The organism is Apibacter sp. B2966 (genome assembly GCF_011082485.1).
In the GTDB taxonomy this organism is placed as follows: domain Bacteria; phylum Bacteroidota; class Bacteroidia; order Flavobacteriales; family Weeksellaceae; genus Apibacter.
Genome location: NZ_CP049714.1, coordinates 598880 through 613789 on the forward strand (window position 1 = coordinate 598880; position 14910 = coordinate 613789).

The following is a 14910-nucleotide window of genomic DNA, read 5'->3' on the forward strand; positions in this document are numbered from 1 at the left end:
ACTAGTTAAAGATTTACTTTTTACCTTTTTCTAACTTCTCTAATCTATTGACTATTTCAGGAAGTTTTTTAAAGTATATAAAACTTTTTTGATATTTTAAATATTGTATTGCAGGAGAACCGAATAGTCTTTGGTCATCTTCTACATCATTAGTTATCCCGCTTTGTGCTTGAACTATAACTCTATTTCCTACATTTAGATGTCCGGAAATTCCCACCTGTCCACCGATCATACTCCATTTTCCTAATTTTGAAGAACCTGCTATACCTGCTTGAGCTGCTATAACTGTATGTTCTCCAATTACTACATTATGTGCTACTTGTATTAAATTATCTAATTTAACTCCTTTTTTGATAATTGTTGATCCTATGGTGGCTCGGTCAATAGAACAATTCGATCCTACTTCTACATTATCTTCAATAATAACATTACCTAATTGAGGTACTTTTTCGTATCCTTCGCTTGTTGGCTGAAATCCAAAACCGTCTCCTCCTATTATAGTTCCTGCATGAATTGAACAATTATTACCAATTACACAATCATCATAAATTTTAACTCCGGGACCTAAGTAACAATTATCTCCAATACTAACATTTTCACCTATAAATACATGAGGGTAAATTTTAGTATTGTTACCTATTTTCACATGATTTGATATATAAGCAAATGCCCCTACATAAACATCTTCCGATAAAGTTGCAGATTGAGATATAAATACAGGACTTTCAATACCCTGTTTTTTTATTTTCATCTCATTATAAATAGTCAATAATTTATTGAAAGCTGAATATGCATTTTCCACAACAATAATAGTTGGTAAATTGGAAATGTCCTTCGGTAATAGTTCTTTTGATATAATAACAATAGAAGCTTTGGTATCTTTTAAATATTCCTGATATTTTTCTCCTCCTAAAAAGGTTATGGTGCCAGGCTTACCATCTTCTATTTTAGATATATAAGATACTTTTTCCTGGGGGTTACCTTTTATAACCCCATTTACTAAATTTGCTACTTGTTCAGCGCTAAATTCCATGATTGGCAAATGTAAACATTTTATTATGATTATAAAAATCTTTATTTAACACCACTAATTTCTCTGGGTATACATAAATGATAACGAGTTATTTTCTTTCTTAAATCTTTAACTAAGACTTGATTATCTGCTTTTTGTAATTCCAAAATTTTCCCATTTTTTAAAAGTAATTTGATCGGGTCTTTGGTATCGTTGTATGCTAATACACTTAACTCTTTTTGGTGTACAAAATACCCTACATCTTGTACGGAATATAATTTTTTAACTTCATTTTTTATTTGTTCTACTTTTTCATTTGAAATAGGTTCTGAAATTATAAGTGATGAGGGTAATTTTCTTTGAATAATGAATTGACTTAATAAACTCAATGTTTTGTCTTCATGAGACTGCCATAATTTCAAGGCTGAAATTACATCAGAATCATCAAGCTGAGCAAATTTCTCCAAGTCCATTTTATTAATTTCAACAAAGTCGGATTTTTCCAAAAAATATTGCAAAACATCGGAAGAAGGAACATTTTTACCTTTTTTTACCAATTGTTTGGCTCTTTTTAAAGCTTCAATTAAATATATTTCGGCAGTTACCGATGTTTTATGGAAATATACCTGCCAATACATAAACATTCTTGATGTCAAGTATTTCTCTATAGAATAGATTCCTTTACCATCAATTACCAACTCATCATTAACTACATTCATCATAGTTATTATCCTTTCTGAATTTACATTCCCTTCAGAAACTCCGGTGAAGAAACTATCTCTTTTTAGATAATCCAATCGATCTAAATCTATTTGACTTGAAATTAATTGATGGAAAAATTTACGAGGATATTTATTTAAAAAAATATCAATTGCTAATGATAATTCATTATTAAACTCCTCATTTAATAATTTCATAAAAGTGATTGAAAGTTTTTCGTGATGTATTCCTTCCAACAATGTTGCTTCTAGTGCATGAGAAAAGGGTCCATGTCCTATATCATGTAATAATATAGCTATTAAAGAGGCTCTTTCTTCTTCTTTTGAAATTTTAACGCCTTTATCTTTAAGGACTTTATGGGTAATTTGCATTAAATTGATACACCCTAAGGCATGTAGGAATCTCGAATGTGTAGAACCGGGATAAACATAATAGCTTAAGCCTGTTTGAGATATCCGTCGTAACCTCTGAAAATAGGGATGTTCAATGATATCAAATAGTAAATCATTGGATATGGAAACAAATCCTAATACCGGATCATTAAAAATTTTCCTCTTATTTATTTTTTCCAATAGGCATATTTTTTGTACATTAATGCAAAATTAATGTAAATAAATAACTATATAGGCATGGGTAAAAAAATATTATGGATTGATGACGAAATAGAACTATTGGAACCTCATATAATTTTTTTAAAAAACAAAGGATATGAGGTTATTTATGTCAACAATGCAGCTGAAGCCTTAGAACTGATTCCCATAAACAATTTTGACGCAGTTCTGCTTGATGAAAATATGCCCGGTATTGGCGGTTTAGAAGCTCTACAAAAGATTAAGGAAATAAAATCGAATTTACCTGTAATTATGGTAACGAAAAATGAAGCTGAAGACATTATGGAAGAAGCCATTGGCGAAAAAATCACAGATTATATCCTTAAGCCTGTTAATCCCAATCAAGTATTGATAAGTTTAAAGAAAATACTTAAAAGCGATGAGATAATCGAGAAAAAAACGGTTCAAAATTATCAACAAGAATTTCGAAAGATTTCAATGGACTTAATGTATGCTCAATCGTATGAAGATTGGATACAACTTTATTTAAAACTTATTCAATGGGATATTAGTTTTGATAAACTTTCCGATGTTGAAATGAGTGCTATTTTAAGTAATCAAAAGGATGAAGCAAACAGTTTGTTTGCAAAGTTTATAGAAAATAATTATCATGATTGGTTGCATTCTGAACAAAAACCGATCATGTCTCATACTGCATTCAATGATGTCGTTAGACCGGTTATTAACAAACATAAAAAGGTTTTGCTTTTAATGATCGATAATTTGCGTTATGATCAATGGAAAATTATTGAACCTTTATTTTCTAAATATTTTAATTCTGTAACAGAGAAATCCTATTTCAGCATTCTTCCTTCGGCTACTCAATATGCAAGAAATTCTTTTTTTGCCGGTTTATTACCTTTAGAGATTGAAAAAAAATTTCCTCAATATTGGATAGGCGAGAATGATGAAGAACATAAAAATCAATATGAGAGTGAATTATTAACTGCTCAGCTTCAGCGTTTAGGTCTAAAAAATATCAGAAATAAATATTTTAAAATTTTAAATGCTGAATTTGAGAAAAAAATTTCTGATGAATTTAAACATCACAGCAGTAATGCAGATTTTATCACTATCGTTTATAACTTTATAGATATTCTTTCTCACGCGAAAACCAACAATAATATTGTCAATGAATTAATCAGGGATGACAAAACGTTCCGATCTTTAACTTATACCTGGTTTGAAAATTCAAGTTTATTAAAAATTATTCAATCCGCCGCTGAGGAAGGATTTAAATTGATCATTACAACCGATCATGGGACCATTTATGTAAAAAAACCTAGTAAAGTAATCGGCGATAAAGAATCATCTACCAATCTTAGGTATAAATTAGGAAAAAACCTACAATACGATGAAAAAGATGTTTTTGCCGTGAGTGATCCGGAGGATTATTTTTTACCAAAAGTTAACTTAAACTCAAAATATATTTTTGCTAAAGAAAACAAGTTTTTCGCTTATCCAAAAAATTATAATCATTATGTTAATTACTATAAAGATACTTACCAGCATGGTGGGATTTCACTTGAGGAAATGATTATTCCTATAGCTGTTTTGGAATAAACAATTATAAAATCTAATCTAAACGCTGTTGCTTGAACTAACAACATTTAACATACGAACAATATATTTAATTATTTATGATAAACTTGTAAGCATTATCTTTTATTTTTCATTTTAATGTTTGATTCTACATAATTAAATATTTAAATATTGTGTTTTATATTATTGTTTTTCGTATATTAAATTTTGTGAAATTATGTTATATTAAATGTTTGAACTATTCTTTTTAAGATAATAGACGGAGATTTGTATATTTACCAAAATTATATTTATATGAAGTTAAAACAATCCCTTATTTTTATATTTATTTTAACTATACTTATAAGTTGTAGAACATCCGATAAAATGATTGTTAATAAAAAGCTAACCGATCCGGAAGGAGAAACCATTTTATTTGGTCAAATAACTAGAGATGCCTTGAAACAATCTGATTTTAATTCATGGTATACAGACGAATATAATTCCTATGTTCCTGATCGTAATGTTATAAATAAAATAAAAAATAAAATAAAAATATATAAAATTGAAATATATTTTGGAACTTGGTGCAGCGACACTCATGAGCAACTTCCTCGATTTTTAAAAATCCTGGATGTAACCAATTATCCTCAAAGAAAATTAAAACTTTATGCTTTAAATCGTAAAAAAGAGAGTTTGTATGGCGAACAAAATCAAAAGAATATAGTTAGTATACCGACTTTTATACTCTATAAAGCCAATCATAACCCGAAACGCAGCGATATAGAAATTGGCAGAATAGTTGAATCTCCAAAAGAATCCCTGGAATTAGATTTATACAAAATTCTTACCGGAAAAGAATTTAAACAATAGTATATTAATATACTATTGTTTAAATCAAATAAAAATCCTACATAAAAATTATTCCATTCACGCCTTAAACTCTTTTTATTTTATTATCTTTTTGCATGATTTATGCACTATTATTAACACTAAAAAATATATAATGATAATCCTTAAATTTTTAAAAAAATATTTTATATCCATAGTATTTTTAATCTTAGGTTTATTACTATTTATATTTATTTTAAGACAATCGGGTAAAGAAAATGTAAAATCTGAAACCAGAATTATAAATCATGAAATTCAGCGTTTGAATAAAATGATTGTTATTGAACAAAATTATTCTTCATTTAAGACTAAAAAGTATAATAATTTTAATCCTAAATATTTTGATTTTCTAAATAAAAATATTGTTTTGTACATTACTGCCATGGCTCAAGTAACGTATGATATGAAAAAGATGAAAATTGAGGTAGACTCAGCTCATAAAACAGTACATATTTTGTCAATACCCGATCCCGAATTACATGTATATCCCGATGTTGAAATTTATAATATGGAAACCGGTTTTTTAAATGATTTTTCAAAATCTGAACTTAATGAAGTAATGGAAGAAGGGAAAAAAGATATAACTAAAGAAGTTCAAAAATCTAATATACAATCTTTAGCTAAAAAACAGTTGATTTCCAATCTGAAAGAATTGTATAACATGGTAAAACTTAATAATTGGAAAATTATTGATGACACCCCTTATGCCGGTCAAATACAATCAATGAAAGATTAATTGGGTTGATAATTACAAAATTTTATCCATCGACTAATGGATATGAATTTTGATTATAATAATTTATTATTATTTATTTCATGTTTACCATGATCAAACCCGTAGGAAATTTAGGTTCAATATAGGTAATTTTATCGGGTAATTTTTCTCCTAATTCCAATACTTTTTGTAAGTCGGAAAATGAAGGAGGATAAAAACCAAATCCTATAGTAAAATCACCCTTATCTACTTCTTCTTTTATTTTTTTTATCCCTTCAATATCGTTGGAACCTTTTATATAAGATACTAAATTCATTTCTTGTGTGGAATCCTTTATATTAAAAATCCTTTCTAAGATAAAGGTATTAAATAAATACGTATCAATAGTACCTAATCCTTCCTTCATTCCCCTAAATTCGTGTTTAATGTATAAACCAAAAAACTCTCCGTCCATGTACATGCTTATATGATGTTTATGTGAGGGAAAATAGGGTTCTTTGCCTTTATAATTAATAGTAAAATGTTCTTCCAGTTTTGAGAAAATATCTTTTTTTGTTAACCCGTTTAGTGATTTTATTAATCTATTATATTCTATGATTTTTAAGTTTTGACCTGAAACTAATAAAGATAATACTTGATGGTTTTGGTCAAATAAGAAATTTTTAGTTTTACTTTTATCTTTAATCTTGTCTGAGTGATTTATAGCTCCCATCAACCGGTAATATCCATCGGCTAAATATAAAGAAGGCAAATTGGAAACAACGTCTTTAAATTGTGATAATTTTAATCGGTTATCTATTCTCCATAACCTATGTGAAACCTCCATTTCATCCTCAAAATGGATAAATGGTTTACTTTTCATTTCTAAATCCATTAATATCTCTATTTTGGAATTGGATTCATAACAAAGTAATATCGGATTAGTTTGCAAATAGGTGGTATCTAAAAATTGGGTAAATCCATTGACTTTCGTTTCATTAGTAGGTGAAGGTACTTTTATATTTTTTCCTTTAAAATCATCCACAGAGATTAATCCTATAACTCCTCTAAAGGTTTCTCCGGATTTTTTTTTCTGTTCATAAATATAAAATGAGGCAGGATCATGATCAAGCAAATTGTCTTTCACATAATCCTCATACCTTTTTCTTATCTTTTTTAAACGATTTTCCAAAGGACTTTCTCCTTTGAAAAAAATCGGTTTAATAAGATCGATATAAGAAGGAGTTTTGCCTCTTAGTTTCATTCTTATTTGCTCATCAGAATATATATCCGGCGAATACATGGGAAAATCTTTGATATCTTCCTCTTTAGCATGTATTCCTTTAAAAGGTTTAAAACTTAACATATAAGACCATTTAAGAACAATGTAAGAACTAAATAAAATTTTTAATGTATATTGTTTACAATACTATTTTTTTGCTAATTCAATAATTTGATCAGCTAATTCCATACCTACCCTTTCTTGAGCTTCTTTGGTATTTCCTCCTATATGTGGAGATAAAGATAGTTTAGGGTTCATTAATAAAGTAATTTCCGGTTTAGGTTCTTTTTCAAAAACATCTAATGCTGCTCCGAATATTTTATCTTCATTTAAGGCATTAATTAAGGCAACTTCATCGATAATACCCCCTCTTGAAGCATTCACAATAATTGCATTAGGCTTCATTTTATTTAGTTCAGCTTCTCCTATTACATATTTATTTTGTTTAGGTATATGTACAGAAATAACATCAGAATTTTTAATGACTTCTTCCATAGGAACTGTGGATATTTCAAAATGAACTTGTTGACCGTCAAAGAAATCCAATGTAATTGTTTTAGTTATGTCATTTACATCAGAAACCAATATTTTCATTCCTAAACTCAATCCTATTTTGATAACTTCCACCCCGATTCGTCCGAAACCGATAACTCCTAAAGTTTTACCTCCAAGCTCCATAGCTCCTGAATAAGACTTTTTTAATGCTGCAAAATTCGTGTCTCCTTCTAAAGGCATGTTACGATTAGAATCTTGCAAATATCTGTATAGGCTAAACATATGTGCAAACACCAATTCTGCGACAGATCTGGAAGATGCAGCCGGAGTATTAATTACATGAATTCCTTTTTCTTTGGCATATTGTACATCTATATTGTCCATGCCTACTCCTCCTCTACCAATAATTTTTATTGACGGACACTGATCTATCAGTTCTTTTCGAACCTGAGTAGCACTTCTAACTAATAATACATCAATGTTGTTCTCATTTATAAAGTTAGCTAATTGTTCTTGAGCAACTTTATGGTTTAAAACTTCATGTCCTTCTTTTTCTAAAAATTCGATCGCAGATAAAGAAATGCCATCGTTAGGTAATATTTTCATTGTAATACTTTTAAATTAATTTTTAAGCGGTTTTTTCAAGTTCTTTCATAACATTAACTAACACTTGCACCCCCTCTAAAGGCATGGCATTGTAAATGCTGGCTCTGTATCCTCCTACTGTTCTGTATCCTCCCACACCTACAATATTTGCATCTTTCCACATTTGATCAAATCGGGCTTTATGTTTTTCTTCATCGTTCAAAAAGAAACATACATTCATAGGCGATCTGTCTTCTTTCACACAAACACCTCTAAATAACGGATTTCGATCGATTTCATTATATAACAATTCCGCCTTTTCTTTATTTTTTTTCTCAATGCCTCCTGTTCCTCCTTGTTTCTCCAACCAGCGTAAATTTAATAAGGTGGTGTACACTGCAAAAACGGGTGGAGTATTAGCCATGCTTTCTTTGGCAATATGAACTTCATAATCTAAATAAGAAGGTAAATTTCTTCCTGTTTTTCCCAATAATCTTTTATCTACAACAACCAGGGTAACTCCTGCCGGACCAAGATTTTTTTGAGCACCTGCATACAATACAGCAAATTTATTGTAATCGATATTCCTGCTTAAAATATCCGATGACATATCACATACTAAAGGTATATCAGTATCAGGAAATGTTTTTATTTCTGTTCCGTAAACCGTATTATTAGTGGTTATATGTAAATAATCAGCATCAGAGGGTACCACATAATCTTTAGGAATATAGGTATATTTATCTTGTTTAGATGAAGCAACAACTTCTATATTACCGATTTTTTCTGCTTCTTTAATTGCCATAGATGCAAAATTTCCGCTGTCAACATAAGCCGCTTTCGACTTAAGCAGATTATAGGGAACCATAGAAAATTGCAAACTGGCTCCTCCTTGTAAATATAAAACTTCATGATTATCATCCAACTTCATTAATTTCTTAGCTAGCGATCTAGCTTCTTCCATGATAGCTATAAAATCTTTACTTCTATGAGATATTTCAATTAAAGAGATCCCGTTATTATTAAAATCCAATACAGCCTGAGAGGCTTGTTGAATAACTTCTTCCGGTAAAGTAGAAGGTCCTGCACTAAAGTTATATTTTTTCATTATTTAATAAATATAATGTTTTTATCTTATTGAGAAATAAAGTAAATGCGTACAACTTCTTTTAAGAAGGATGTAAAAAATCTTTTTTAGCGTGTAGTTCTTCATTACTTTCAACATGAGCATCATCCGGAACACAACAATCGACAGGACATACAGCAGCACACTGGGGTTCTTCATGAAACCCTACGCATTCTGTACATTTGTCAGCAACTATATAATAAATATCGTCAGATATAGGTTTTTGAGGAGCATCCGCATCAATTGAAAGACCACTTTTCGTAACTACCATACCGGTTAAACCTGTTCCTTCAGACAGTTTCCAGTCAACAGCTCCTTCATATATTGCATTATTAGGACATTCCGGCTCACAAGCTCCACAATTTATACATTCATCCGTAATTTTTATAGCCATTATTTAATTTTAATTTACTTTTGTGCAAAATTATACAATTTTTTTCACATTTATCATAAGTAAAAATGAGTTTAAATCAAAGAATAAAGTCGTTAGCTGCCGTAAGAAATATTTTAGATCAATTTCTTACTAAAAACCGGGCGGAATCCCCAACATATTCCGAATTTAAAAATAGTATCTCTCTTGCTGAGATAAAAAACCCTTGGTTTACTGAAAACAGCATTCTTTCGGTTTTAAATTATTGGAATAATGTTCTTACTGAAGAAATACTAACCCAATGGTTATCTAACTATACAATAAAATCCGAAGAATCTAAAAAAATTGGATTGGTATTAGCGGGTAATATACCTATGGTTGGATTTCACGACTGTATCAGTACTTTGCTGGCAGGGCATCAGGCAAAAATAAAATTATCATCTAAAGACGCTGTTCTTATTCCTTTTATACTTAACTTATGGAAAGAATTTTGTGAAGAATTGGAATTTGAATGGGTAGATAAACTTCCTCCTTGTGATGCGGTTATTACTACTGGTACTACCAATACTGCCAGATATTTTGAATATTATTTTAAAGATATTCCGCATATAATACGTAAAAATAGAACTTCAATCGCTGTACTTAATGGGAATGAATCGAAAGAAGATTTGCACGGCCTGGCTGATGATGTATTTTCTTATTTTGGTTTAGGATGCAGAAGTGTTACTCAACTTTTCATTCCTGAGAATTATGATATTAATAAACTCTTCGAAGTTTTTATTTCCTATCAAGATTGTATTAATCATACCAAATATTCGAATAATTACGATTATAATAAAGCGATTTATCTAATGAATCAAGAACTGTTTTGGGATAATAACTTTATACTATTGAAAGAATCACGAAATTTATTTAGTCCTATAGGCACTCTATATTACAGTACATATTCGGATGACTCAGAACTTGAAAAATTTATCTCTCAGCATGCAGATTCTCTACAATGCGTAGTGAGTGCCCAACCTTATCAACAATTTAAAACAGTAGCTCCCGGACAGGCTCAAAATCCTAAAATAGATGATTATGCAGATGGCGTTGATACTTTAGACTTCTTATCAAATTTGTAAGATGCTTATTTTAAAGGCCATAAAATAGTTATATCAATCATTCATTTTTTTACATATTTCAATAATTAATAGTATTTTTACTTTTTATAGTATAAAGACAAAATTGTTACTCTTATGAAATCATTACAAGGATTAGGTGTGGCTTTGATTACACCTTTTTGCGAAGATGGGACGGTTGATTTTCCATCCTTAGAAAAATTAGTAAATTACAATATTGAAGGCGGTACCAATTACCTAGTAATTTTGGGTACTACTGCCGAAAATGCTACTTTAAACTCAGAAGAAAAAAAACAGGTAATTGATTGCGTAAAAAAGAGTAACAACAAGAGATTACCTTTGGTTTTGGGTATAGGGGGAAATAATACGGCAGATATATTACATCAAGTTCGTACAACCGAACTGGAAGATTTTACGGCAATACTTTCCGTTTCTCCTTATTACAATAAACCTTCCCAAGAAGGAATTTACCTTCACTATAAAAGCATAGCAGAAAACAGCAACAAACCTATATTACTATATAATGTTCCCGGGAGAACCGGCTCTAATATTGAAGCTGCAACAACCCTACGATTAGCTCAAGACTGCTCAAATATTTTGGGAATTAAAGAAGCTAGCCCAAACTTTTTACAGTCCACACAGATTATTAAAGATAAACCATCTGATTTTATGGTGATTTCCGGAGATGATGAATTGGCTTTACCTATGGTATTAGCAGGTGGTTTGGGAGTTATATCTGTTTTAGGTCAAGCTCTTCCCCATGAAGTTTCTCAAATGATGCAACTGGCATTGGAAAGGAAAGTCGATGATGCTTATAAAATTCATTATAAAATTAAAAAACTTTTTGAACTTATCTTTGCTGAAGGTAACCCTTCCGGTATAAAAGCATTATTATCTCTTAAAGGAATTTGTAAACCCTATACACGTTTACCATTGACTCCTGCGTCTTCTAATCTCATTGAAAAAATAGAAAAAGAATTAGAAAACCTATCCATCTTAGCTTAAATTTTATTGCAATAAGGGTTTATCGACCTATTTATTAGCTGTTTACTTTTAGGTATCATTTATATCAATAAATGTTATTTATTTGTTTTAAATTATAAAAAGATGTAATTTTGTAGTTAGATGAAAAAAATACCTCTACTAGGTTTGTCATTTCTCCTTTTAATTAGTTGTGAGAGAAGATTAAATCAAGCTTTGAAAAGTACTGATAAAGACTTGATATTAAAGGTTGCTGAAGAATATGAACAAAGAAAAAAATATTCTCAAGCCATTAGCTTATACGAGTATGCAAACAAATTTATAGTAGGAACAGATGAAGCTCCTGAAGTTTCTTATCGAACAGCTTATTTAAACTACCTGGATAAAAACTACAGACTTGCGGCTCATCAGTTTAAAAATTTTGTAATGTCGTATCCTAAAGATTCAAGAGCGGATGAAGCTGCATTTATGGCTGCTTATTGTTATTATGCAGACTCTCCTGATTATAATTTGGATCAAACGAATACTCGTGATGCGTTAAAAGAATTACAACTTTATATCGACACATATCCAAACTCGGATAAGATTGCAGAATGCAACCGAATGATGGACGATTTGACAAGAAAGTTGGAAAAGAAAGCCTTTGAAAATGCTAAAACTTTATATAAAGTAACAGAATATAAAGCCGCAATTATTTCTTTTGATAATGTATTAAGCGATTTTCCGGATACTAAATTGCGTGAAGATATCTTAATTTATTCTTTAAGAGCAAAAACTGAATTAGCAGTTAATTCCATTCATAGATTGCAAAATGAACGGATTAATGATGCGGTTAATTCATATAACAACTTTTGCAAATTATTTCCAAAATCTGAATATTTAGACGAAGCTAAAAGATTGAATAATCGATTGGAAAATGCCAGAATTGTATATCAGAACAAAGAAAAAAGCATTAATGAAGCAAAAGATCAATCGGAAGATAAACTAAAATCAGCAGAAAAAGAGCGAAAAAATAAAATAAGTTAACTAATTATACACCATCAAAATATGAATTTAAAAGAATTAAATGCACCCAACACAACCATTACTTTCAACAGACAACAAATTGAAAGTAAAGTAGGTAACATTTATGAAGCCATAGTAATCATAGGTAAAAGAGCTGAACAAATCAATACCTTTATTAAAAATGATTTAAACCAAAAATTAGATGAATTTGCTTCTAATAGCGATTCTCTAGATGAAGTATTCGAAAACAGAGAACAAATCGAAGTTTCTAAATATTACGAAAGATTGCCTAAACCAACGTTAATTGCCATTCAAGAATGGTTAGATAACGAAGTTTATTTTAGAAAAACAGACGCCTAATATCCATTTTTTCAAATGTCGGTTTTAGAAGGGAAAAAGATCGTTTTAATTATTACAGGTGGCATAGCTGCTTATAAAACTGCTTCCCTTGTAAGGCTTTTCATGAAAAGAGGTTGTGAAGTGCAGGTAATTATGACCCCTAAGGCTCATAATTTTATTACTCCCTTAACTTTATCTACTCTTTCCAAAAAATCGGTATATACTCAATTTTTTGAAGGCAACACCGGAGAATGGAACAACCATGTAGATTTAGCTTTACATGCCGATTATTTGGTGGTAGCACCTGCTACCTCCAATACATTGTCTAAAATGGCCAGTGCCGAAGCTGATAATCTAGCTTTAGCAACATATTTGTCAGCAAAAAACACAGTTTTTTTTGCTCCTGCAATGGATTTGGATATGTATAAAAATCCATACAATCAGGAAAACATTAAGAAACTTCAACAAAAAGGAGATATTTTAATACCTCCAAATAAGGGCGAACTTGCCAGTGGATTGGAAGGTGAAGGAAGAATGGCAGAGCCGGAAGAAATTTTAGACTTTATTGAAAATTATATACGAAAAGATTTAATTTTTTATAAAAAGAAACTATTGATCACTGCCGGTCCTACTTATGAACCTATTGATCCGGTACGTTTTATAGGCAATCATTCTTCAGGTAAAATGGGTTTTGAAATAGCTAAAGCAGCCGAAAAATTAGGGGCTGAAGTTACCTTAGTATCCGGTCCTACTTGTCAAAAACTCTCTCATTATTCTTCTATTAAAAGAATAGATGTTATGTCTTCTGAAGAAATGTATCAAAAAGTAACAGAACATTATCAGAGTACAGATATTGTTATTATGGCCGCAGCTGTAGCTGATTATAGACCAGAAACTGTATCTAAAACTAAAATTAAGAAAAATGAAGAATCATTTTCTTTACCCTTATTAAAAAATAAAGATATACTTTTAGAGTTAGGTAAAACTAAAAGTAACCAATTTTTAGTGGGATTTGCTCTTGAAACGAATAATGAAGAAGAAAATGCTCTTACTAAATTGAACAAAAAGAATTTGAATATGATTGTTTTAAATTCTTTACAGGATAAAGGCGCAGGGTTTTCTTACGATACCAATAAAATAACTATTTTAGATAACAAGGGAGGTATAGAGTATTTTGATCTTCAAACCAAAGAAAAAGTTGCTGAAAATATTTTAAAATCTATTCATGAAAGAATTAAAACCTGATTTATGAAACATATATCTTTAATTACTCTATTGCTGTTTTTACCTTTGTTTGCTACTTGCCAACAATTATTGGCTGATGTTAATATCGATTTCAGTAAAGTTCAAGGATCAAACAATCAAGTTTTTACTACCTTGAAAAAAGATTTAAAAGAATTTATCAACAATACGGACTGGGTTCAGGGTAAAAAATTATCTGTGCAGGAACGAATTAAATGTTCGTTCGGAATTATTATTGAGGAACGAATTTCAACAGATAAATTTAAAGCAACCTTATTAATTCAATCCAGCAGACCGGTTTATAATTCTTCATATATAACACCCGTATTAAATTATCAAGATACCGATTTTACCTTTAATTATCTAGAATCCGAAAATTTAGTATTTAATGAATCCCGATTCAGCGGAAAAAATTTAACTGATGTTATTGCCTATTATATTTATATGATCTTAGGATATGACGCAGACACATTTTCACGATACGGAGGAAATGAATACTTTGATAAAGCTCAAAAAATTGCAGATAATTCCATTAATCAAGGATACAACGGGTGGAATACTTTTGACGGTCCTAGAACCCGAGGATCTCTTATTTCCTATCTAATAAATGATAAAGCAAAAATGTTAAGAAATATTTCTTATAATTATCATCGTTTAGGATTAGATGTAATGTCTTCGAATGAATTACAAGCTAAAACTCACATTGCTACTTATTTAATGAAATTAAATGAATATTCTTCCAATTATCAGTTTTATCCTTTAGATCTTTTCTTAACTGCAAAACGTGAAGAAATAGCCAATATATTTTCTGGCGGGACTCCGGTTACTTCAATGAACATCTCAGAATTGAAAACTCTGTTACAAAAAATCAATCCAATCAACAGTAACGAATACTGGAATAAAATTAAAAATTAA

Annotated in this window: 15 protein-coding genes; 9 read left to right on the top strand and 6 right to left on the bottom strand. The window is 30.0% G+C overall.

Features of this window, described 5'->3' with window-relative positions; genetic code table 11:
* Window positions 1-13 precede the first annotated feature (13 nt).
* Both lpxD and G8C43_RS02540 read right to left on the bottom strand, forming a co-directional pair.
* Window positions 14-1033: a UDP-3-O-(3-hydroxymyristoyl)glucosamine N-acyltransferase gene (lpxD, locus tag G8C43_RS02535; RefSeq protein ID WP_160543104.1), complete on the bottom strand. Its 1020-nt coding sequence runs from the start codon at window positions 1031-1033 to the stop codon at window positions 14-16.
* Window positions 1034-1074: 41 nt separating this feature from the next.
* Window positions 1075-2304 (bottom strand): HD domain-containing protein, encoded by a 1230-nt coding sequence (locus G8C43_RS02540; RefSeq protein ID WP_166003923.1) that lies wholly within the window; start codon window positions 2302-2304, stop codon window positions 1075-1077.
* 57 nt (window positions 2305-2361) lie between these two features.
* Here G8C43_RS02540 and G8C43_RS02545 point away from each other — a divergent pair, with 57 nt between their 5' ends.
* From G8C43_RS02545 to G8C43_RS02555, 3 genes are all read left to right on the top strand, one after another.
* On the top strand, window positions 2362-3906 hold the full coding sequence (locus G8C43_RS02545) for a bifunctional response regulator/alkaline phosphatase family protein (RefSeq protein WP_160543106.1): 1545 nt from the start codon (window positions 2362-2364) through the stop codon (window positions 3904-3906).
* Between the two features lie 273 nt (window positions 3907-4179).
* A complete protein-coding gene (locus tag G8C43_RS02550; protein ID WP_166003925.1) occupies window positions 4180-4737 on the top strand; it encodes a hypothetical protein in 558 nt (185 codons plus the stop codon).
* Window positions 4738-4870: 133 nt separating this feature from the next.
* Entirely contained in the window at window positions 4871-5491 is a 621-nt protein-coding gene (locus tag G8C43_RS02555; protein ID WP_105297772.1) for a DUF4230 domain-containing protein, read from the top strand.
* A gap of 73 nt (window positions 5492-5564) precedes the next feature.
* On the opposite strand, the gene G8C43_RS02560 is transcribed toward G8C43_RS02555, so the two are convergent.
* The 4 genes from G8C43_RS02560 to G8C43_RS02575 form a co-directional block, all read right to left on the bottom strand.
* Window positions 5565-6815 carry a DUF1015 domain-containing protein gene (locus G8C43_RS02560; RefSeq protein ID WP_166003927.1) on the bottom strand — a complete coding sequence of 417 codons (1251 nt, stop codon included), beginning with the start codon at window positions 6813-6815 and terminating at the stop codon, window positions 5565-5567.
* A gap of 63 nt (window positions 6816-6878) precedes the next feature.
* Window positions 6879-7832, bottom strand: coding sequence for a D-2-hydroxyacid dehydrogenase (locus G8C43_RS02565; protein WP_166003929.1), 954 nt, complete (start codon window positions 7830-7832; stop codon window positions 6879-6881).
* Between the two features lie 22 nt (window positions 7833-7854).
* A complete protein-coding gene (gene serC, locus G8C43_RS02570; protein WP_166003931.1) occupies window positions 7855-8919 on the bottom strand; it encodes a 3-phosphoserine/phosphohydroxythreonine transaminase in 1065 nt (354 codons plus the stop codon).
* Window positions 8920-8980: 61 nt separating this feature from the next.
* A complete protein-coding gene (locus tag G8C43_RS02575; protein ID WP_105297776.1) occupies window positions 8981-9331 on the bottom strand; it encodes a 4Fe-4S dicluster domain-containing protein in 351 nt (116 codons plus the stop codon).
* Window positions 9332-9396: 65 nt separating this feature from the next.
* Here G8C43_RS02575 and G8C43_RS02580 point away from each other — a divergent pair, with 65 nt between their 5' ends.
* The 6 genes from G8C43_RS02580 (at window position 9397) to G8C43_RS02605 (ending at window position 14910) form a co-directional block, all read left to right on the top strand.
* Window positions 9397-10431: an acyl-CoA reductase gene (locus tag G8C43_RS02580; protein ID WP_166003933.1), complete on the top strand. Its 1035-nt coding sequence runs from the start codon at window positions 9397-9399 to the stop codon at window positions 10429-10431.
* Window positions 10432-10545: 114 nt separating this feature from the next.
* On the top strand, window positions 10546-11433 hold the full coding sequence (gene dapA, locus G8C43_RS02585) for a 4-hydroxy-tetrahydrodipicolinate synthase (protein ID WP_166003936.1): 888 nt from the start codon (window positions 10546-10548) through the stop codon (window positions 11431-11433).
* 120 nt (window positions 11434-11553) lie between these two features.
* Window positions 11554-12435, top strand: coding sequence for an outer membrane protein assembly factor BamD (locus G8C43_RS02590; protein WP_105297779.1), 882 nt, complete (start codon window positions 11554-11556; stop codon window positions 12433-12435).
* A 21-nt stretch (window positions 12436-12456) separates the two neighbouring features.
* A complete protein-coding gene (locus G8C43_RS02595; protein WP_160543115.1) occupies window positions 12457-12774 on the top strand; it encodes a DNA-directed RNA polymerase subunit omega in 318 nt (105 codons plus the stop codon).
* Window positions 12775-12789: 15 nt separating this feature from the next.
* Window positions 12790-13998 (top strand): bifunctional phosphopantothenoylcysteine decarboxylase/phosphopantothenate--cysteine ligase CoaBC, encoded by a 1209-nt coding sequence (gene coaBC / locus G8C43_RS02600; protein ID WP_166003939.1) that lies wholly within the window; start codon window positions 12790-12792, stop codon window positions 13996-13998.
* A gap of 3 nt (window positions 13999-14001) precedes the next feature.
* Window positions 14002-14910: a DUF4835 family protein gene (locus G8C43_RS02605; protein ID WP_166003943.1), complete on the top strand. Its 909-nt coding sequence runs from the start codon at window positions 14002-14004 to the stop codon at window positions 14908-14910.